General features: G+C 57.3%; 7 protein-coding genes and 3 pseudogenes. 9 read left to right on the top strand and 1 reads right to left on the bottom strand.

Annotated features, from left to right (window positions below; translation table 11 throughout):
* The first annotated feature begins 85 nt into the window (after positions 1-85).
* The 9 genes and pseudogenes from VM99_25855 to VM99_25815 all read left to right on the top strand — a co-directional run bounded on the left by VM99_25855 (position 86) and on the right by VM99_25815 (position 22,835).
* Positions 86-1,792, top strand: coding sequence for a ShlB family hemolysin secretion/activation protein (locus VM99_25855; GenBank protein ID AKK01316.1), 1,707 nt, complete (start codon positions 86-88; stop codon positions 1,790-1,792).
* A 24-nt stretch (positions 1,793-1,816) separates the two neighbouring features.
* Positions 1,817-14,080: pseudogene (locus VM99_25850) on the top strand (adhesin).
* Positions 14,081-15,078: 998 nt separating this feature from the next.
* A complete protein-coding gene (locus tag VM99_25845) occupies positions 15,079-15,489 on the top strand; it encodes a hypothetical protein (GenBank protein AKK01315.1) in 411 nt (136 codons plus the stop codon).
* Between the two features lie 45 nt (positions 15,490-15,534).
* Entirely contained in the window at positions 15,535-15,804 is a 270-nt protein-coding gene (locus tag VM99_25840; GenBank protein AKK01314.1) for a hypothetical protein, read from the top strand.
* Between the two features lie 734 nt (positions 15,805-16,538).
* Entirely contained in the window at positions 16,539-17,123 is a 585-nt protein-coding gene (locus VM99_25835; GenBank protein ID AKK01313.1) for a hypothetical protein, read from the top strand.
* Between the two features lie 664 nt (positions 17,124-17,787).
* On the top strand, positions 17,788-18,213 hold the full coding sequence (locus tag VM99_25830) for a hypothetical protein (GenBank protein AKK01312.1): 426 nt from the start codon (positions 17,788-17,790) through the stop codon (positions 18,211-18,213).
* A gap of 235 nt (positions 18,214-18,448) precedes the next feature.
* A pseudogene (locus tag VM99_25825) lies at positions 18,449-19,930 on the top strand (hypothetical protein).
* A gap of 1,940 nt (positions 19,931-21,870) precedes the next feature.
* A pseudogene (locus tag VM99_25820) lies at positions 21,871-22,221 on the top strand (hypothetical protein).
* A 251-nt stretch (positions 22,222-22,472) separates the two neighbouring features.
* Positions 22,473-22,835 carry a hypothetical protein gene (locus tag VM99_25815; GenBank protein AKK01311.1) on the top strand — a complete coding sequence of 121 codons (363 nt, stop codon included), beginning with the start codon at positions 22,473-22,475 and terminating at the stop codon, positions 22,833-22,835.
* A 71-nt stretch (positions 22,836-22,906) separates the two neighbouring features.
* Here the strand turns inward: VM99_25815 and VM99_25810 are convergent, their stop codons facing one another.
* Positions 22,907-23,383, bottom strand: coding sequence for a hypothetical protein (locus tag VM99_25810; protein ID AKK01310.1), 477 nt, complete (start codon positions 23,381-23,383; stop codon positions 22,907-22,909).
* Between the last annotated feature and the right edge of the window lie 12 nt (positions 23,384-23,395).

The raw sequence follows: 23,395 nt of genomic DNA, 5'->3' as shown, positions 1-23,395 counted from the left end.
CGTGCATTAGTTAATTGACGCCAAAATGATGGCTCTCTAATATCGCGCCACTATTTTGATGTCATTTTTGCTCGAGGGATCGAACATGTCCTCACCCGCCCATTGGGCGAGGTTGTGCCTGGCTCTGCTGTGCCTTTCTCCGCTGACCGACGCCCGTGCCGCCCCGACACCCGGTGAAACCGACCTGATCCGTGAGCGCCAGAATCGCCTGCTCGAAGAGCAGCAGCGTCGCCTGGAGGAGCTCAAGGACTTGCCGGGCCAGGAAGCGAAGCCGGCCCAGCCGACGGCGCCGGTCGATGCCCGTTGTTTCCCCATCAAGACCATCGAACTCAAGGGCGCCGACAGTCTCTCCGCCAGTGAGCGCGAGCGCCTGCTCAAACCTTACATCGGCCAGTGCCTGGGGGTGACCCAGCTCAACGAGTTGCTCAAGGTCATCACCGACCGCTACATCGAAAAAGGCCTGGTCACCAGCCGTGCCTACCTGCCGCAGCAGGATCTGTCGGGCGGGCACTTGAGCGTGCTGGTGGTGGAAGGGCGGCTCGAAGGCCTTGAAGGCGCCGAGAACAGCCAACTGTCGGATCGTGAGCTGGCGATGGCGTTTCCCGGCAAGGCCGGCGACCTGGTCAACCTTCGAGAGATCGAACAGATGGTGGACCAGCTCAATCGCCTGCCGTCGAACCAGGCAAAAATGGAGCTGACCCCCGGCCAGAACGTTGGCGGCAGTGAAGTGCGCGTCACCAATGACCCGCGAAAGCCCTGGCGTGCCGGCCTGTCGCGCAGCAACGACGGCCAGCGCAGCACCGGTGAGCAACAATGGGGCTCTAGCTTTGAATGGGACAGCCCGCTGGGCCTGGCCGACCAGTTGATGTTGCGCGGCGGTCACGACGCGATGACCGACCATCAGCACACCTCCAACAACGCCATGCTCTATTACAACCTGCCGTTTGGCTGGTGGAACGTCAGCTACACCTACAGCCAGAGCGAGTACCGCTCGCAGATCGCGGCGAACGGTTTCAACTTCAAGCAGACCGGCGACAGCCAGAACCACCAGCTGCGCGTTGAGCGAGTGATCCACCGTGATGCCCTGAGCAAGACCTCCCTGAACACTGGCCTGGCTTACCTGCGCAGCAATAACTTCATCGAAGACAGCAAGCTGGCGGTCAGCAGCAATCGCCTGAGCGAAGCACAGTTCGGCATCAACCATGGCCGGCGGGTCGGCAGCGCCTTCATCAACCTGGACTTGGGCATGCAGCAAGGCATTGGCGCGTTCGATGCCCAGGACAACAACAGCCCGGGCCCCGGCCAGGCCGACGCCCGCTACCGCAAGTACACCGCCACCGCCAGTTACCTGCTGCCCTTCAAGCTGTGGAACGAGTCGTTCAGTTTCAGCAGCCTGATGACCGGTCAGCGCAGCGAGGACGTGCTGTTCAGCCCGCAGCGCATAAGCCTGGGCGGGCAGTCGTCGATTCGCGGCTACAAGGATCAGTCGCTGTCCGGCGACAGCGGTGGCTACTGGCGCAACGACCTGCGTTGGAGCCGGCCGATCTCCCAAGCCTGGCTGCGCCCGGTGTTCGCCGAATACGGCGCCAGCCTTGGCTACGACCAGGGCGTGATCCGCGGTGACCGCTACAACGGCGATCAGCACGGGCGCATGTCGAGCAACTCGGCGGAGCTGTTTGCCCGCGGCGAGCACCTGACCGCCAGCGTCACCTTCGCCCATTCCCTGGAACGGCCGGATCCCCTGACCGAGCGCGAAGCGCCGATCTACTTCCGCCTGGACGTACTTCTTTAATTTTTGCTGCAAAGAGACTTGAACATGGACGATCGCCAATACGCCTTCCTGGCCCGCCAACCTTCTGCTGCCCTGCAAACCCGCGAACGGTTCTGCGGCATGCCCAAGCGCGGCCTGGCGTTTTTGCTGGCCAACGTCATGTTCTGGCAACCGATGTGGGCCCAGGCCGACGGGATTGCCGTCAGTGCGGCGGGCACCGGCCTGGACCGGGCAGGCAATGGCGTGCCCATCGTCAACATCGCCCGGCCCAACGGCAACGGCCTGTCGCACAACCAGTTCACGGACTACAACGTCGGCAGCAACGGCGTGATCCTCAACAACGCCACCGCCCGCACCCAGGCCACGCAACTGGGCGGGATCATCCTCGGCAATCCGAACCTGAGCGGCACCGCGGCCACGACCATCCTCAACGAAGTCAACGGCGGCAACCCCAGCCAACTGCGCGGCTACACCGAAGTGGCGGGGCAGTCGGCCCGCGTCATCGTCGCCAACCCTTACGGCATCACCTGTAACGGCTGTGGGTTCATCAACAGCCCGCAAGTGACCTTGAGCACCGGTAAACCGGTGGTGGAAAACGGCCGGCTGGACCGTTACCAAGTGGACCAGGGCAGCGTCATCGTCGAAGGCGCCGGCCTCAACGCCACCAACGTCGACCGCTTCGAAATCATCACCCGCAGCGCCAGGATCAACGCCGAGATCCAGGCAAAAAACCTGACGATTGTTGCCGGCCGCAACGACGTCAACGCCGACACCCTCAACGCCACCGCGCGCGCCGACGACGGCAGCGCCAAGCCGCAACTGGCCATCGACTCCTCGGCCCTGGGCGGGATGTACGCCGGAGCCATCAAGCTGGTGGGCACCGAGGCCGGCGTCGGCGTGAAACTGGACGGCAAACTGATCGCCAGCGGCGGCGACATCCAGCTCGACGCCAACGGCCAGTTGAGCCTGGCCGAGACCTCCGCCACGGGCGCGGTCAACGTCAAGGCGGCCAGCGCCACCGTGCAAGGCGCGGTCTATGCCGGCACCGCACTGAATGTGCAGACCCAAGGCAACCTGAGCAACCAGCAAACCCTCGCGGCGCGAGACAGCATCACCCTGAACGCGGGCGGGCAGTTGACCAACAGCGGCATGATCGAGGCCGGGGTCAATGCGGATAACACGCGTAATGCGGCGGGGGATGTGAGCCTGACGGCGCAGAGTCTGAGTAACGAGGGTAAGAGTGTTGTTGCCAGTCGTAACCTCACAGCCAACGTGACGCAGACGCTGAGTAACCAAGGCGGAACGCAGAGCGGTGGGCAGACCACCACGGTCAACGCCGCGACCCTGGACAACCAAAACCAAGGTCGGGTGCTGAGCAACAACACCCTGAACATCACCGCTAACACACTGCTCAACACCCAGGGCACGATCAGCAGCAACGGCAATCTCACGGCCAATGTCGGGCAGTTGAATAACAACAGTGGCGAATTTACCGGCTTGAACGGCGTCACGTTGCGCGTCGCTTCGCTGGATAACGTGGCGGGTCTGGTCGCGGCGGGGCAGGGTTTGGTTATCAACGCCAGCGGCCAGGTGAACAACCGCAGTGGTCGGCTCACTTCAAGCAAGAGCGTCCAGCTCGGCGCTGCATCGATGGATAACACGGCAGGCCGTTTGCTCAGTGACGGCGCGCTCACCGCCAGCCTTTCGGCGCAACTGCTGAATCAGGCGGGATTGCTGTCGTCGGCTGGACTGCTGACGCTCAATGCGGCGAGCCTGGACAACCGCCAGAATGGCGTTGTCACCACAACCCAGGCCGCCGACGTCAATGTAGGCAAGGTGGATAACCGCGGCGGTGAGCTGTCGAGTCAGGGCGCCCTGACGTTGACCGGCACCGAGCTGGATAACAGCAACAGCGGCAAACTGATTGCCTACGGCGACCTGCGCCTGACCCTGGAACGCCTGGGCAACCAGAGCCAGGGCGTGATCTCCAGCCGAAGCGCCTTGGCAGTCAACGCCGGGCAACTGGACAACCGCCAGGGTTCGCTTTACGCCCGGCAAGGGATGAACCTGGACCTGAGCGGGCAACTGCTCAATGCCCAAGGCAGCATCAAAGGCGATACCTCCGCCAACGTCAAAGCCGCCGGGATCACTAACGATGCGGGCCAACTGACCAGCGTCGGTGCGTTGAACATCGACAGCGCCGCGACCTTGAGCAACCTGGGCGGTAGCGTGATCAGCGGCGACACGCTGCTGTTGAAGGCCGGCCAGGTGAACAACGCCTCCGGCCGCATCGCCAGTGCCAAGGCCCTGAATGCCAGCGTCACCGGGCTGGCGCAACAGAATGGCCAACTGGTCAGCAACACCCGTCTCTCTCTTGACCTTAACCATGGGCAGCTGAGCAACCAGGGCGGGCTGATCAGTACTCCCGGCGCGCTGCTGCTGAACAACCTTGCCGCTGTGGACAACCGTGGCGGTGAGATCTCCAGCGACAAGGCCTTCAGCCTGAACGCCAGCGCGTTGGACAACAGGGCCGGCAAAGTCGTCAGCAAGCAAGGCCTCAACCTGACCATTGCCCAGGCGTTGAACAACGCCCAAGGACGGATCTCGGCCAATGGCCTTGCCGTGCGCGCAGCCAGCCTGGACAACAGCAGCGGCACCTTGAGCAGCGACGCCGACCTGAGCGTGAACCTCGACGCCGCGCTGACTAACCTGGCGGGGGAAGTGTCCAGTGCCGGGCTGACCCGACTCAACGCAATGACCCTGAACAACCGCAACGGCCAGGTGCTGGGCGACAACGCCCTGGAGATCACCCTGGGTGGTGCGCTGGACAACCGCGAGGGTGTGCTCGGTTCGGGCAAGGTCGTGGACATCCAGGCCGCCGGCCTGAACAACAGCGGCGGCGGGCAACTGATCAGCGACGGCAGCCTGCGCGCCCGCATCAGCGGCCTGCTGGACAACCAGAGCCAGGGCGAAGTGATTGCCAAAGGCGCACTGGACCTGCAAACCGGCAGCCTCGACAACCGTAGCGGACGCCTTACCGGCAAGGATCTGCTGACCTTGCGCAGCGATTCGCTCGACAACCGTGGCGGCAACGTCCGCGCTGACAAAGCGCTGCAACTGACAGTCGCGCAACTGGACAACCGCAACAACGGCGTCATCACCGGCAAGACCCAGGTCACCGTCGAAAGCACGCGGCTGGACAACAGCGGTGGCCTGCTGAGCAGCGTCGGCCCGCTGACCTTGAAGGCCGACGAAGTGCAGAACGGTCTTGGTCGAATCTCCAGCCAAACCGACCTCACCGCCGTGATCGATACCTTGCAACAGCAGGGCGGTGCGCTGGTCGCCCAAGGCAACCTGAGCCTGACCGGCAGCGTTCTGGATAACCGCAACGGTGGCTTGGTCGGCACTACAAAAGCGCTGGATCTGCAGGTTGGGCAGATCGATAACCGGATGGGCGAACTGTCAGCAGGACTGGGCGTCAAGGTCGGTGCTCAACGGCTGGACAACAGCGACGGCGGCAAACTGATTGCCGGCAACGCTCTTGAATTGAAAGTCGCGCAACTGATCAACCAGACCAAGGGCCTGATCCACGCCCAAGGCGGCCTCACGCTCACCGGCAGCACCCTGGACAACAGTGCAGGCTCGCTCAGCAGCCTTGAGGCGTTGGTGATCACCCTCGACAACGCACTGCTCAATAACAAAGGCCTGATCAGCAGCGAAGGTGCACTGACCGTCAACGCCGGCAGCCTCGACAACACTGCCGGCAGCCTGGGCAGCGCCGGTGCGTTGTCGCTTCTCAGTACGGGCGGTTTGATCAACCAGGGCGGCTCCATCAGCACCGATGCCGCGCTGACGCTCAACAGCGCCAGCCTGGACAATAGCCAGAAAGGCCTGGTCTCGGGCAGCGCCGCCACTGAAGTGCGCACTGGCGCTTTCAATAACAGCCAGGGCGGGCGCCTGACCTCGGGCAATACCCTCACGCTCACCGCCACTCAGGTGAACAACGCCGCTGGCCGTATCGCCAGCAGCCAGGCCCTGAGTGCATCGGTCACTGGCCTGGATCAACAGCAAGGCGAGTTGTTCAGCAACACCCGCGTCAGCCTGGACATGAACCAAGGCCAACTGAACAATCAGGGCGGCCTGATCAACGCCCCGGGTCTGTTGCTGCTCAGCAACCTCAAGGACGTCAACAACCAGGGCGGTGAAATTTCCAGCCGGCTGGCGTTCACCCTGGCGGCGCGCAACCTCGATAACAGCGGCGGCAAATTGCTCAGCAACCAAGGCCTGATGCTTCGAACAGTGCAGGCGCTGAACAACGCCAAAGGGATTATCTCGGCCGCGTCCGTGGACAGCCACAGCGCCAGCCTGGATAACCGCGATGGCCTGATCAGCAGCCTCGATCAACTCGATTTGACTGTCGATACGTTGCTCGACAACCAGCGCGGTTCGCTGATCGCCGACGGCGCGCTGGTATTGAACGCTGATCGCCTGGACAACCGCACCGCCAGCATCGCCGGCAAAGCCGGGCTCGACGTCACCGTCACCGCGCTGGACAACCGTCAAGGCACGCTGGTCAGCACCACGGACCTGACCTTGAAGGCATCCAGCCTCGACAACCGTCAGGCCGGTTTGATCGGCGCAACAAAAGCGCTGGATCTCAAGGTTGACGATCTCGATAACCGTGGCGGCGAGCTGAGTGGCAACACGGGTGTCACCCTGGTGAGCAAAAACCTCGACAACAGCGACAGCGGCCAGCTATTCGCCGGGCAGACGCTGAAGCTCACCGTGGACAAACTGGTCAACCGCAACAAGGGCCTGCTCAGTGCCAAGGCACAGTTGAACCTCGATGGCGCTTCGCTGGACAACAGTGGCGGCTATCTGATCAGCCAGCAAAACCAGCGCATCGAGCTCAGTGGCGACCTGATCAACACTCAAGGTCAACTCAGCAGCGAAGGTACCCTGGACGTCAGCGCCGCCAACCTGAGCAACACCGGAGGCAGCCTGTCCAGTGCGGCCAATCTCACGGTTAAAAGCCTGGGCCGCCTCGACAACCAGGGCGGCGAACTGGTGACCGACGGCGCGTTGCTCCTCACCAGCACGGCGCTGGACAACCGTCAGCAGGGCAGCATCAGCGGCAAAGGTGCGGTGAACGTCACCACCGGCGCGTTCGACAACAGCCAGAACGGACGCCTCAACAGCGGCAGCACCCTGAGCCTCAACGCGGCCCAGGTCACCAACCAGGACGGCGGCCGTATCGGCAGCCAAGGCGCGCTGACGGCTTCGGTGTCCGGCCTGGATCAACAGGGCGGCCAGCTGTTCAGCAACACCTCGCTGAGCCTGGACCTGAACAACGGCCAGCTCAACAACCAGAACGGCCTGATCAACGCCCCCGGCACGCTGCTGCTGAAAAACCTGCTCGGCGTGAACAACCAGGGCGGCGAAATCTCCAGCGCCCAAGCCTTCACCCTGGCGGCGCAAAGCCTCAACAACGACGGCGGCCGGTTGCTCAGCAACCAGGGCCTGACCCTGCGCATCGCCCAGGCGCTGAACAACGTCAAGGGCCTGATCGGCGCGGCAACCGTCGATGCCCACGCCCAAAGCCTGAACAACAATGGCGGCACACTTACCAGTCGCAGCAACCTCGTTCTGGCGATCGATCAACAACTGGATAACCAGGCCCAAGGCCTCATCAGCGCCGCGCAATTGCTCACGCTCAACAGCGGCGATTTGAACAACCAGGGCGGCAGCGTGTTGGCCAGCGGTGCCTTGCTCCTCAACGCCATGGCGCTTAACAACAGCGCCAACGGCCTGATCAATGCCCAGGGTGATCTCACGCTGACTGCCAACGCGCTGGACTCCAGCGACGGTGGCGAAGTGTCGGCCAAGGGCGATATGCACCTGACCCTCGCGGCGTTGACCCAAAACGGTGGGCGTCTGTTGGGCGAACAAGCCATGGCGCTGAACCTGGGCGGCCATGACCTGAACAACCGCAATGGCCTGATCACCGCTAAAGGTCCGCTGACCCTCAACGGCCTGCGCAACCTGAACAACCAGAGCGGCGAAATTTCCAGTAGCCAGAGCTTCACGCTCAGCGGCCAGACACTCGATAACAGCGGCGGCAAGCTGATCAGCAGCCAGAGCCTGAGCCTCGACGGCGATAGCTTGGTCAACCAGAGCGGCTTGATCTCTGGATGGCAAGACTTGCAGGTCAGTGGCAGCAGCCTGGACAACCGCAACAACGGCACGCTCTCCAGCCGCAACGGAGACGTCGGCGTCACCCTCAGCGCAGCGCTGCTCAACGGCGCTGCCGGTGCGCTGGTCAGCCAGAAAAAACTCACGGTCAGCGCCGCCAGCCTGGATAACCGGGGCGGGATTCTTTCCAGCGGTGCCGACCAGACCCTGACCGTCACGGGCGGTTTGCTGAACAACGCCCAAGGCGGCCTGATCGACAGCGGCGCAACCCTGGTCATGAACGCCATGACGCTGGGCAACGCCAACGGCACCCTCAATGCACAGAACGCTCTGAGCTTCACCGGCACCAGCCTGGACAACAGCGGTGGCAACCTGATCGGCAACGCCGCTGTCACCCTGGACCTGCTCGGCGCCCTGACCAACACCAACGGCAAGCTCGCCAGCGTCGGCCCCCTGCGGGTCGAGCGCGCCACGCAAATCAACAACCAGGGCGGCCAGATCGCCAGCCAAGGCCTGTTGACCTTGCTCACCGGTGGCCTGGACAACCGCAATCGCGGCACCGTCGCGGCTAATGATCAATTGATCCTCAACACGACCGGCACGGTACAGAACGACGCCGACGGTCTGATCTACAGCCAGAACAGCGGCGTGCAGATCGACGCGGCCAGCCTCGGCAACGGTAAGGGTGTCGTGCAAAGCCAGGGCGCGCTGACGCTCACCGTGACCGGCGACATCGACAACCAGAGCGGCCGCCTCCAAGCCAAGGCCGGTGACGTGGCGGTCGTCGGGCGCAACCTGGACAACCGCGGCGGCGTGCTCGCCAGCCTGCAAGGCCTGCTCACCACCCAACTGAGCGGCGTGCTGAAAAACGGCTACGACCTGAACAACAACCGCCAGGGCGGCATCACCCAGGCCCAGCGCCTGAACCTGATCGCCCTCGGCGGCCTCGACAACTACGGCGGGCGCATCTCCGCGCAAACCGGCGACGCCACCGTCACCACCCGCAACTTCGACAACCGCAACGGCGGCCTCTACGCCAAAGGCAAGGTCAACGTCACCGGCAACGATTTCGATAACAGCGGCGACAACGACGGCCAGATCGCCGGCAGCCAGATCGACCTGAACCTCACCGGCGCGCTGAACAACCGCCTGGGCATCATCGAGAGCGACAGCACCCTGGCAATCAAAGCGGCGAGCCTCGATAACCAGACCGGGCAGTTGCGGGCATTGGGCGGGAGCGGTACGACCAACTTCCAGATTGGTGGGCTGTTCGATAACCGTAACGGCACGCTGGAAACCGCCAACAACGGCCTGATCCTCAACGCCGCCAACTTCCAGAACCTGGGCGGCAGCTTGTTGCATGTTGGCAGCGGCGACTTTGACATCTCCACCGCCAACCTCACCAACGCCGGCGGCAGCCTCGTCACCCGCGGCGGCTTGACGCTGACCGCAGACAGCTGGACCAACAGCAGCGTGATCCAGGCCGGGCGACTGACCGTCAATGTGAACAACCTGACGCAGACCGGGACGGGGCAGTTGCTGGCTTCTACCCGTTTGGTGGGGAGTGGGGGAAATTGGAGCAATGATGGGCTGATTGCCAGTGATGGTTCGATCAACCTTACCTTGGGGGGGAGCTATGTTGGCAACGGGCGGATGTCGAGTCTCGGTGGGATTGACCTGACCGCGGCCCAACTGAGTCTGGGCGCGGCCTCCAGCATCGCCGGTGGTGGTGACTCGACAGTGACCATCGGCGGACAACTGAGCAACGCCGGGCGTCTCACCTCCAGTGCCAACCTGACCGTCCAGGCCGGAAACCTCATCAACGCCGGGACCCTGGGTTCGGCCCGCAACCTCGTGTTGAAAACCCCTTCGCTGCTTAATGACCGTGGGTTGGTATTCAGCGGTGCGGATATGACGCTGGGGGTGAGTAACTTCACCAACCAGAGCGGTGATCTTTACGGGTTGGGGAATGTGTTGATAGGGGGTTATGGCGCCGCCGCGCGAGCCGCCAGCGTAAACAACGTCTCCGGTTCGATGGAGAGCGGCGGCACATTCACGATCAACGCCGATGGGTTCCAGAACCGTACCGAGGGTGCGGTGGCGTCTGGTGGGCGCAAGCTGATTTCGGGGTTTATCGCCAATATATGTAATGACTGCAAAGGGGACTACTACACCTTCACACTGGCGGCCCGTGAGGTCTTCGAAAGTGTTGACAACGACACCAGTGCCTCGTCATTGCTGACGGCCGGCAAGGATTTCGTGTTCCAAGGCAGCAGCTTTCTCAACAGTAAAAGTACGGTGAGCGCCGGCGGCAATATCAACATCGTGGCCGACAACGTGCAGAACATCGGTGCGCAGAACGGAACCATCGAGCGCACCCGCATGTATCAAGTCGCAGGTATGAGCGACGGCGGTACTGGACGGTTTTTCGCCAACGTCCTGACTCCTTACAACCAGCGCAATAACCCTGATTTCCCGTATGTCTATTACCTTGATCTGGACGGGAATATTCACAAGGCCATCCCCAAATCGACTCGCTACAGGGAAGGGGGGCGAGACGGTGAATCGTTTTCCGTGGTGAGTCTTACAGATGCCGATACAGGGGGCACGGTCAAAACACGTGGAGACTACAACCTCGTACTGCCCGGGCTGGCCTACGGTTTCGAGAACACCACGCAATCCCAGTACGATCCGAACAACCTGCTTCAGATGCCAAACCTGGATCAGTACAACCTTCTAAGTGACATCGAAATCGCCAAAGACAGTTCCGGCACCGCCAGTACAGTCGGCAGCCGTAACGCCGTCATCCAGGCCGGCGGTAACGTCTCGATCACCGCCACCAAAGACCTGCAGAACAGTGTCATCCATGAGGACTACACCGCCAGCGGCGGTACCAACAAAGTCGCGAATACCCAGGCAAGCGGAACCGGCACCACCATCGTCAGGATCAACAATCAGCTGCCACCTGATCGCGCCCAGCAGCAGGTGAACCCACTGAGCCTTCCTGGCTTCGCCTTGCCAACCGGTCAAAACGGTCTGTTCCGCCTGAGCGGCCAAGGTGGTTCGGCTCAACAGGCCACTCAGGCCAACTCCGGCTCGCCAAACTGGAGCATGGGCAGCGCCTCGATCAGCACCAGCCAGCGCCAACAAGACCTGCCGGATACTCAAGCCCGTGCTGTCCAGGTAGGTGCGATCGCGGCGGTGGGTGCCAGTGATCGGCAACTGTCCCTGATCGCTCGTCAAGCCAACGACAGCGACGTGAGCGCCAGTACGCTCAACGTCAGTGCGCCTGCACAAGACAGCCACTCGCTGCCGATGCCAAGTCGCAACAGCAGCAGCGCCGGGACTCAAGTGGCCGCGGTGAATGTCACAGGCACCAACCTGCTCCCAACGGCCCAGGTCGTCCCCCAGGTGGGCAATGTGGTTGATACGCCAGCCGCCAGCCAGACGGTCGCGCGCGTTCAAGGTGTACCAGAGACCTCCTTCAAGGCTAACCCGCAAAAGTACCTGATCGAGACCAACCCCGTACTCACCGACCTCAAGTCGTTCATGAGCTCGGACTACCTGCTGCAAAACCTCGGCTACGACCCGGACCAAAGCGCCAAACGCCTGGGCGACGGCCTCTACGAACAGCGCTTGATCCAACAAGCGGTGGTCGCCCGCACCGGCCAGCGCTTCATCGACGGCCAAACCAGCGACGAAGGCCTGTTCAAGTACCTGATGAACAACGCCATCGCCAGCAAGCAGGAGCTTGGTTTGTCGGTAGGCGTGACGTTGACTTCGGAGCAAGTCGCGGCGCTGACCCACGACATCGTCTGGCTTGAAGAGCACGAAGTGAATGGCGAAAAAGTCCTGGTGCCGGTGCTGTACCTGGCGCAGACCGAGGGCCGCCTCGGGCCTACCGGTGCGCTGATTGCCGGTAATGACGTGACGCTGATCGCCGGCCAAAACCTCGACAACGTCGGCACCCTGCGCGCATCCAACAATCTTTCGGCGACCGCAGGCAACGACCTGGTCAACAGTGGCTTGATCGAGGCCGGTAATCGCCTGGACGTGTTGGCGGTCAACAACATCGCCAACCAGGCCGGTGGGATCCTCGCGGGGCGTGACGTCAGCATCAAGGCGGTGATGGGGGACGTCGTCAACGAGCGTACCGTTACCACCGCAAACGACAGTCGGCGACAGGACTTCATGGACAGCGCCGCCCGTATCGAGGCTGTCAATGACCTGGACATGGGCGCCGGACGCGATTTCAAGAGCGTCGGCAGCGTCATGGTCAGTGGTCGTGACACCACGATCGATGCCGGCCGGGACGCGATCATTGCCTCAGCCCAACAGGAAAGTGCCAGCAACAACGGCGTTCGCAAAAGCGCGGTGACGCAATTCGGCTCCAGCGCCCAAGCAGGTCGCGACCTGGCCGTGAACGCTGGCCGGGATTTCACTGCCATCGCCAGCCAACTCGGTGCCGAGCGCAACGTCGCACTGACCGCCGGGGAGAATATGACCATCTCCTCCGCAACTGACGAAACCCATTCTTATTCCAAAACGAAAAAAGTCACCACCCAGGAAGATCACGTCAAACAGATTGGCAGCGCCATCAGCGCTGGCGGTGACGTGACGATGGGGGCCGGAAAAGACATGGCCATCATCTCCAGCCGCATCAGCGCCGGGGATGAGGCTTACCTGGTGGCGGGCGAAAACCTCGACGTCTTGGCGGCGCAGGACAGTGACTACTCCCTGTATGACAAAAAGAAAAAGGGCAGTTGGGGGAAAAAGCAGACCAAGCATGACGAGGTGACCAAGGTCACGAACGTGGGGAGTGAAATCACTGCGGGGGGCGATCTGACGTTGGTCAGTGGGGATGACCAGCGGTATCAGGCTGCGAAGTTGAACAGTGGGGCTGACCTGACTGTGCAGAGTGGAGGGGCGATTACCTTTGAGGGTGTGAAGGATCTGAGTCAGGAGACTCATACAAAGAGCAAGTCGAGCATGGCCTGGAACTCGATGAAGGGTAAAGGCCATACGGACGAGACCTTGATCCAGAGCCAACTTGTAGCACAGGGAGACTTGGTCATCAAAGCGGTCGATGGTTTGAACATCGATATCAAGAATATCAACCAGAAAACCGTTAGCGAGACCATCGATGCCATGGTTAAAGCCGACCCCCAGTTGGCTTGGCTCAAGGAGGCCGAACAGCGTGGCGATGTTGACTGGCGGTTGGTGAAAGAAACTCACGAGTCATTCAAGTACAGCAGCTCCAGCCTTGGGCAGGGGGCGATGTTGGCGATCATTATTATTGTCACCGTCCTGACAGCCGGAGCTGCGAGTGCGGCAGTGGGGTCGGCAGCTGGCGCAACGGCCGGTTCAGGTACGGCGATGGCGGCTGCGGGTAGCTCCGCAATGGTATCGGCGGGTACGGCGGTGGGGACCGCAGCGGCAGGGACCGGTAACCTTATTGCCTCTGCGGCGCTGACATCGGTGGCTAGTACTGCAGCGGTCAGCACAATTAATAACAAAGGTAATATGGGAGCTGTCTTCAAAGACGTTTTCTCATCCGAAAACCTGAAGGGCTATGTGCTGGCAGGGGCGTCAGCGGGCATCGCTTCGCAGTTCGGGTTTAGTCCTACAGATCTGAAGTTTGATATCCCCAGCGCACAAAGCGTGGCTATAAAAGTGGCCGCTGACGCCGCCGCCAAGACAGTGATCACTGGCGGGAGCCTGAAAGACAACCTGGTTACGTCTGCATTGGGTTCGGCGATTAGCATTGGTGGGGCGGTTTCCGCTAATAAAATTGGTGATATCACCGTCTTCGACAATGGCAAGCTTTCCAAAGTAGTGATGCATGCCGCGTTGGGTGGATTGATGGCGGAAGCTATGGGAGGGGACTTCCGTACAGGCGCTATTGCTGCTGGCGCGAACGAGGCATTGGTAGATGCCCTTGCCGACAAGTTGCTACCGGTCGGAGTAGATCGAAACAGCCCGGAATACCAACAAGGCGTGAGCAAGTTGTTGGGTGCTTCTCAGCTGATAGGTGTGTTGACAGCGGCATTTACGGGCGGGGACGCATCCGCCGCCGCTGCGGTAACGGCAAACGCAACTCAGTACAATAACCTCAATCATCAGTCAGCAGAACGTCTGCTTAAAGAACTTCAGGGGTGTCGGGCGACTGAGGGATGCAGCGCACAGAACATCCGCGAGATCGTCGGAAAGTACGAAGAACTATCTGCCCAGCGTTCCATGGCCATCAACGCTTGTGAAAGCAGAGCGTGTGTAGAGGCGATCCAGCAAAGCGCGGTTTCTTTGGACGCTCCTGTCGCCAAGGACTTGATGGACTTCCTGCGGCGTAATGTTTCTTATGACATGGCCGGGCTTCTCACGGGAAATCCAGGGGCGGTTGCCGTTCCGTCACAGGGAGTAGATGGTTGGGGAGCGCTGTTTACCTCAGATAAGCAAATGGCGTTCGCGAAGAGCCTCAAGGAAGGTTGGCTGACGCCGGATGAATGGGCAGGGGTCGATCAATGGGTCAAGGAGACCAGTTGGCTTGATCAACAGGCTGGACGGCAGTTATCGCTGTTTGAGCGGGCTGGGTTGTTGACTGAGCTGAAGACTACCTTGAGTATGGAGATTCTGGGTAAAAGTCCTGTGGTTGTCGGTGTTAATGTTCCGAAAGGGGGAGCGACGGAACAAGCGACTCCGCCAAGCTCAAAGCCTGAGTCCCCCGCGTCGCAAGCAGATGGCGATTTTGGCTACTTAAACCAGCCAGTGAATAAAACAGCCGCCTTTTTTGATGCTTACGCTTCAGCCAAAGGGTTTATTAATAATGGTAGGATCAGTGCTGCGGATTTGGAGAAGCTGGTGCCGCCTGGTACGCAAAATAGTTTCAAGCCCTCAGGTACAATTGCCGATGGGAGCAAGTTTCAATACATATGGAATGGTCAAAAAGTCGAGATAAAATGGCATGCGCCTGATGCGAACGCTGCTGCTAAGTTTCCTGGTTCAAACGCTGGCTCCGGATGGACTGCACAAATAAAAATTGGGAACAAGCTGCTTGGTCAAGACGGCTTGTTGTACAGGCAGCCTTCCAATGCAACGCATATACCGGTGGATTTTTAAATATGAAGAGTTTTGAATACTATACTAGTCTGCCAGACTCAATGACTAACAAAGAGCTCGAAGTTGAATTTACAGAGTTGTTGGATGGTTTCGAGTTGCAAGCTGTCAAAAGGGGAGATTTTATAAAGTCGATTTTAGAATTAAGTGATAGACAGTGGCATACTTATAATGTTTTGGATGGTGGTATAAGAGAACGGATCGAATATTGCTTGATTTCCGTATGGGATGGGTATGATCAAGCGTTGGTTGAAGATATCATTGGTATTATGGTGAGATTAGGGCTCGAGAAAATATGGGGGTTTCTATGCTCCTGCTCATTAATGGATGTGTCGCCGGAAGTTTTTAATGAGATTTCACTTGCGCTTTCTGAGGTAGGTGACTCAGTTAAGGATCCGTACAGAGGTATGCGTTAGAAGGGAAAAAGGGGACAGATCTATTTTCCGAAAATGGACGGCGGTATGAGGCGTCTGTACGCCAAATTATTTTTAGCAAACAGGGGACAGATTTATTTTTCAATCCTCTGCCACGCTGAAAGCTTCCAAGGATACAGGAAGCGAATCTGCCAAGAATGCGGCGAAAACAGAAAAAGGGGACAGATTTATTTTTCATTCCTCTGCTACGCTGAAAGCTTCCAAGGATACAGGAAGCGAATATGCCAAGAATGGGACGTATTGTTTTACCAAATTATCCGCATCACGTGGTACAGCGCGGCCATAACCGGCAGGTAGTGTTTGCGGCGGCGGAGGATTATCAGCGCTATCTATCTGATCTGCGTGAGCTGAAGGATGCGTTCGGAGTAAAGGTCTACGCCTATTGCCTGATGACGAATCATGTCCATTTGTTGCTAGCTCCAGGGGAGTCGACCGTTGGGCTGGGGCAGTTAATGAAGGCACTGGCTGCCCGTGCGACGCGCTATCGAAATCGATTGGAAGGGCGTTCAGGCACCCTGTGGGAAAGCCGTTACAAATCCAGCGTGGTCCAGTCGGATTCATATTTGCTCGCTTGTAGTCGTTACATTGAGTTGAATCCTGTACGTGCTCGTATGGTCGCTGATGTCGCAGACTATGTATGGTCGAGCTATCGAAGCCGGGTAAGTGATGGGCCTGGTAGGTGCTGGTTAGATTCTGATCCCTGCTTCTTGGCTTTGGGTGATACCCCGCTGGAGCGGCAGCTTCGGTATGGGGAGTTTGTGCGCCAAGCCATTCCGTCTGATCAGCTTCGATTGATCCGCGATGCCTTGCAGCGAGGCCAACTGACGGGAACAAGCCGTTTCGTAGATGAGGTGGAGCGAATTGTTGGTGTGAGGGTAGAGCAGCGAGGGCAGGGGCGGCCGAGGGCTGAGTTGGGAAAATAAATCTGTCCCCTTTGTGGAGTTACCAAAAATGTGGGAGTCGCTACTCGAAAAGAACTCGAGCAACGCCCGGGTTTATACACAGGATGAATTTTTTAAGGAGTTCAAGCAATGACCGTAAGTCAATCGGTACTTGATGATCTTTGGCGGGGGGAGAAAAGTATTTGCTTTTTTGTGCATGCTGGAAAGTGTTATTGGGTTGTAGATGAGAAGTATAATTTTTCTCTTGATGCAGAGAAAGACTATCGCGCCTACCTTGATAGTGGCGAAATAACCCAGGAGCAATATGAGCAGTCTTGCAAAAGTTTCAGAGGTGGCATTCTGAAAATGACGGCGGAAAATTTTCCGCAGTATTTGGGTGATTCAAGTGGAAAAATTTTGTCTCCAAGTGATTTAAATGATTTTATAGGTGCGGATTTCGAGGTTTTTGAAAAAGTTGAGTATTATTTTTTAACCGGTGAAGGTTTGACCCAGGATCTGTTTAAACGCGCCAACATGATTCACTCTAGGTTTCCTAGGTTTTACATAAATTTTGACAGAAAAATTTTTATGCATATGGATGACGCGCGTGTTCATGAAGGTCTAGCTTATCCAGACTGGATTGCTGAATGTTTTGATTTTAGCTTTTTGATTCCTGCTAGCGAGCGGTATTGGGTGGTGGCGGGAAATGACTATTGGAAGCTTCGGTTTGTATGAGTGATAAATAAAAGATGAAAGATTTATTTTTCATTCCTCTGTTACGCTGAGAGCTTGCAAGGAGCCAATATTCCCGGAAATGAAAAGGGGACGAAATAAAAAGAATAAAAAGGGGACAGATTTATTTTCCGAAAAGGGGACCGGTATTAGGCGTTTGTACACCAAACTATCCTGATTGATCCGCGATGCGTTGCAGCGAGGTCAATTGACGGGTACAAGCCGTTTCGTAGACGAGGTCGGGCGGATTGTGGGTGCGCGCGTAGAGCGGCGAAGACAGGGGCGGCCGAGGACTGAGTCGGGAAAATAAATCTGTCCCCTTTTTCGACGTAAGAAAATTCGGGGATCCCTCAGAATCTGTCCCCTTTTTGATTGAGCGGTGGATCCATTGACAGGAAAAATAGTTATTACGTCTAACGGAGCTGTTCCAAGTACGATTGCTCCTGAACTGCAGGCATACGCGGATAAGCTAGGCGGTTTAGGTGTTAAAACAGCATGTGGGAATACATTGGGTCGCTGTGCTGAGTTTAGAGCTGCTAATGAACTACTGTTGAGTAATCCTAGTCTCAAACTAAGCGATATTAAATTTACTCCTGCTGTTAGGCCTGGTGAGGTGGTGCCACGTTGCGAGAATTGCACAAATATTTTTGGAGCTGAATAAGTGGAAATGGATGATGAATTTTTAGAGGTTAATGATTTGGATTGGTTTGCAGTTTTCAATGATGGGTTGCTTGCGCATTTTGCAACTGGAGGGCGAGGTGTTGTTCCTGAGGTGATCAGGGAGTCGATTTCTGATTATGAAATGGCCTATGAGTTTTTTTGTTCGTTGAGTGATGGTTTTGAGTGCGAAGTAGTTGAGGAAAATATTCCAGATTTTAATATCAAGGTTCAGCGCGATCGATACTTGAAGTCGTTTGCTGCGATGGCTAGGAAAGGATTGTTTAGTTATGATGTTTGTGATGCTGGTTACAAATTAATAGCAAGGCCTAAAGGTGGAATGAAGGACTCTAAATTGCCGCTGAATATTAAAGGGGTTTTATACAAAATTCCGGTTGGGTCTTTCGATAATATAAAAATTATCAAGGTTTGCTAGAGTAGATCTATTACTCTACGGGGATTCCTCAGCGGAGAAAAAGGGGTCGGATTCTGAGGGATCCCCGAATTTTCTTACACAAAATCAAGAAGTTGGAATATTGAAGAGACCTGCATGAATCGGCAGCTTGTGTTGCACCACACAAAACAAGATCCCGACCCATGCAGGCCATCCGATTCTTACACAGCGCGCTCGCCCAAGCACTTCCCGATGTTCATTCTCATCGTCTGAAAACGTTGATGTGTTGTGTCAGCGCTTTACTCCGAGGACGTCGGCTCACTCTGACGGGGCTTGGTCGATTCTTGCCGAGCAAAGCCTATCCCAAACACACCATCAAGCGAGTGGATCGGTTGCTGGGTAATCGGCAGATGGCACRTCCTGGACATGGTCGGATATGGTTGCGGCGGGTCTGAACCAGACGGGCACGGCGGGCGCCGATGCCTTGGTCGGTTTCAATGGCAACGACAACATTCACGCTGGCGCTGGAAACGATACCTTGGATGCCGGGACCGGTACCAACCAGCTGTTTGGAGATGCCGGAGATGATGTAATCCAGGTCGCCTATAACTCAAGGGACAACATATTGGCCGGTGGGACCGGTAACGATACGTTGACCGGAGGTTACTTCTCAGACACCTATCTGTTCAACTTGGGAGATGGGCAGGACACGATCTCGGAATACGACGCTGGTTTTAGTGGCATCGATACCTTGCGGTTCGGGGCGGGGATTCTGGCTAGCGACATTCAAGCCTACAAGTCAGGCGCTGACGTCGTTTTCATGCACAACAATGGCACTGACCAAGTCAGAATCAAAGGCTGGTTTGACGGGACGACGTCTAGTGCTTCTGTAGTGACGCAGAGCGTTCTTGAGCGTATCGAGTTCGCCGACGGCACAGTGTGGTCATTTTCAGATATTTCCTCCATCAGCTTGGGCCAAGTTGGCACGGAGCTGGGGGATGTGTTGGCTGGCGGTTCGGGGAACGACAACATTCGGGGTGGGGACGGGGATGACATTATCGACGGCGGAGCGGGAGTCAATCGGCTGTACGGCGATGCAGGGGACGACAGTATTCAAGTCGCTTCTAGCTCTAGAGATAACATTTTGGCTGGCGGTACTGGAAAGGACACGCTGAAAGGTGGCTACTTTTCGGACACTTACGTGTTCAATCTGGGTGATGGTCAGGACACGATCACCGAGTACGACGCCGGCAACTCGGCGACTGACACCCTGCGTTTTGGCAGCGGTATTCTCGCCAGTGACATTGTGATGCGTCGTGTTGGCTCTGACTTGGTACTCCTGCACCGTAACGGCTCGGACCAAGTGACGGTCAAAGAAGTCTTTGACCGCGATACTTCCGCTGCCAGTGCCGTAACCTCGACTCTCATCGAGCGTATTGAGTTTGCAGATGGCACAACTTGGACATGGTCGGATATGGTTGCAGCGGGTCTGAGCCAGACGGGGACCGCGGGGGCGGACAACTTGGTTGGTTTCAATGGCAACGACATCATCCATGGAGGAAGTGGAAACGATACCTTGGATGGCGGAGCCGGTACCAACCAACTGTTCGGGGATGCCGGCGATGATGTAATCCAAGTCGCCTATAACTCGAGGGATAACACCTTGGCCGGTGGGACCGGTAGCGACACATTCACCGGTGGCTACTTTTCGGACACTTACATATTCAACCTGGGTGATGGCCAGGACACTATCACGGAGTACGAAACCGGCCGCTCGGCGATGGACTCCCGGCGTTTTGGCAGCGGTAATCTCGCCGGCGACATAGTGATGCGTCGGACTGGTTCTGACTGTTCACGAACGCGAGGGTTGTCCGAAATATCAAAAACGACTGCTACAAACGCTGGCCGAAATACTCCCCAAAGACTGCGTTCCGATCCTTGTGGCTGATGCAGGTTTTCGCCGGCCATGGATCAAAGCCGTCGAAGCGCAAGGCTGGTATTACGTGGGACGTGTGCGTAATCGGGATCTCTACCGAAACGACGCAGACACTTGGGTACCCGTTAAAAGCCTCTACGCTCTGGCATCGTCCTCACCGAAGTCACTGGGACGGATCGAGATGACCCAGAGCGCTCCGCACATCATTCATCTGTATTGCGTTAGGCATTCGGCAAAGGGTCGCAAACACCAGCGTGTCACCGGCTCAATTGCCAAAAACAAACTCAGTAGGCAATCGGCCAATCGTGAACGAGAGCCCTGGTTGTTGGCCAGCAACCTGCCGGAAGATCAATGGAACCCATCGAAAATCGTGGCCATTTACAAACAGCGCATGCAGATAGAAGAAGGCTTCAGGGATGTAAAAAGTGAGTATTTTGGCGTAGGCATCACTCGCCATCGGAGTCGCTGTCCACGCCGAATCGAAGTGCTTTTGCTGATCTCGGCTCTGGCTAATTACATCATTTGTTTAACGGGATTGCAGGCCCGTCAGGCGGGTCATGAGCGCCGATTTCAAAGCAACAGCCTTAAACGCCGACGTGTGCTATCGCTGTGGCGGCTGGGCTTGGAATACTGGCGCAGCGGACGCGGCTCAAATTCTCGAAGCACCTTGGAGAGGCTTGAGCACGCGCTGCGCGCAGAGGTACATCAAGAGGCGCAGGCACTGGAGTAGATTTGTGGGGATCCCTCAGAATCTGTCCCCTTTTTCTATCTCCTAGTCTGCGAAGGGAGATCTCTCACGATTACAACGCTGTGCTGCGCAAGTAAAGCGATTATCTACGTGGAAAATCATTAGAATCGCCGGGGTGCGTGGATTTCTGATTACCACAGTAAACGTTCATTCTCGTTGACTGGCATAGTGCTATCTCATAGGATTCTCGGCATTTATGTTTTTGCTAAGGAGCGGTGGCGTGTCGGAATCCAAGGTTGGAAGTTTTTTCAAGACAGTGGCGATGTGGCTTTTCTTCGCGTTGTTCTTGGCAATAGGTTTAGCCGCGATGTTCACAAGCCTTGCATCAGGCCTGATCATGTTACTCGCCGCCTGCGTTTTCGTTCCGCAGATCAATCGAACCATCAAAGAGAAAGCCGGTGTCACAGTTTCCCCTGGGCATAGAGCTGTTGCAGCTATTGTGTGCCTTGGTTTCATGTTCTACACCAGCAGTAAAGCGCTGGATGCAGAACGCTCTGAGCGACAAGCGCAGGAGGCTCAGGTAGCACAGGTCAAAGCTGAGCAGGCACAGAAGGAAAAGCACAATTACGTTAGTGCAAACAAAGACTCAATCTTGGCTGAGATGAATGTTCTGATCGCGAACCAGGACTATTTGGGTGCTACCGCTCTGGGAGCTAAATACAGCAACGCCGGCAGCTTCGAGATCGACCAGGCTTTTTCAAAGGTGTTGTTTCAGAAGACGGAGGCTGACAAGCAACAGAAGAAAGTATCTCTTCAGGCATCTCTTGCCAAAATCAAGCAGGACGATTACCGAAGCCTATCATCGACGTACACCCAGCTCGCTGCGATAGATAGCAGCTACCAGGCTAACGCAGACAAATTCACCAAACTTGCTGAGCAGCAGGCTCAAGAGGCTAAGGTGCGCGAACAGGCAGCGGCTGAGAAAGCTCGTAATAGAAGCCTAGGCCTGAACTGGAATTATGCGGATGATGAAGACAACATGTCGGGAAAACCGGTACGTCGCGCATATGTTTCCTCGATCAGCACCGTAGATTTCAAGTTTCCATATAGCGGTACTCAAAGAGCCACGCTGACGATCAGGAAGCACCCACGCTGGGGCACTTCGGTTTATATCGCGATCGAAAAAGGCCAGTTTGTCTGTGGGTATGATGGCTGCGATGTGCGGGTGCGGTTCGCCAAAGGCAATGCTCAGCGCATGTCAGCGAGCGAGCCTGACGATCAGAGCTCAGACCTCCTTTTCATCAGCAATGCCTCATCGTTTATCAACCAAGCACGGAAGTCCGACAAGGTCTACATTGAGGCGGACTTCTACCAAGAGGGTAGCAGAATTTTTGAGTTCGATATCTCTGACCTCGATTGGAAATAATTAGAATCCCCGGCTCCGGGGATTTTTTATTACAGAGCTAAGTTTCGATCGTAAAACCAAGCCGCGTTGAGATCCTCTTCCTGCTTGACCTCTGATCTTTGAGCCAGTTGGAGCGAAGCTGGTAGTGCGGCTCGCCTTCTTTTTTGTCTTCTAGCTCCCTGTTTGCCTGATTCCGAGCAAGCCAAGATCAGGGCGATGATGGACCTGATGGTATCTTCGAGCTCCTTTTGCTGACGCGCTTTGAAGCTAAGATGAACGGGGCTTCGATTTTTGGCTCGCAGGGCAAGGTAGTAGATTCGCACTCGTTCTTCGCGCTCTGCATCTCGGCGAGCAGCTTCAATCCCAAGGTTATGAAAGGTTTTTGGGTCATAGCTGATACCCTTTTGCTGGGTCAGTTTTTGGAGTGTGAGGCGGCTGCGTTTCCGTTTGCGACCGCTGATGATCGTGCCGTTGTGCAATCGCAGGTGGCCCGCGAGGTCGACCAGAATCTGACCAGTATTCGCGAGCTTTCTGTCCAGAGCTCGGCGGGCGCCAGTCAGACCGCCAGTGCCTGCAGTGAGATGGCCAACCTGGCGGTTGAGTTGAATCGCCTGGTTGCTCGCTTCAAGGTCTGACAAGGTCGTTGTTCCAGCATGCCCTCGTCGTAGCGTCGAGCGGCATGCTGGAACAGAGGGAGTGTTGGTAATCAGCCCAGCTCTTCAACCAGCCCCTGCGCCCATTCCAGCAGGGAGTGATGTTCAACATCCCGGTTTTCCCAGTCGTGCCAGTAAGCGATGAGCTCCCCGCTACCGGTTGGCGAGGCATCAACTACCACGTAATCGCCCGAGTCATTGGTCAAAAACGGCACCCAATAGCGCCCCCATGGCTCGAGAAATTCCTCCTCTGGGTCGAGGAAAAATGTCATCACCTCGACAATTTCATGGGCTGCAAGGAGGCGGCGATTGTCGCTGTCGCGCAGTGGCGCGTTCCATTCTTGTCCGTCATGCCAAAGCAATAGCTGAGCAAGGCTCGGCGGCAGTGGCGCGCCCAGGGTTTGTTCGATCCGGGTGATATCTGCGTGAGTGGCGGGTGGACGAAACGTGGCTGCCACTTGCGGCGCTACACGCAGGCCGACGAGGGTCAGCAGTTCGTGAATGCGGTGGGTTTGAGGCTGCTCATGCATGGCGTTCTCCTG

Source organism: Pseudomonas chlororaphis, assembly GCA_001023535.1.
GTDB lineage: Bacteria > Pseudomonadota > Gammaproteobacteria > Pseudomonadales > Pseudomonadaceae > Aquipseudomonas > Aquipseudomonas chlororaphis_E.
The sequence above is the reverse complement of the archived record's forward strand: the minus strand, read 5'-3'. Positions and strand labels throughout refer to the sequence as shown.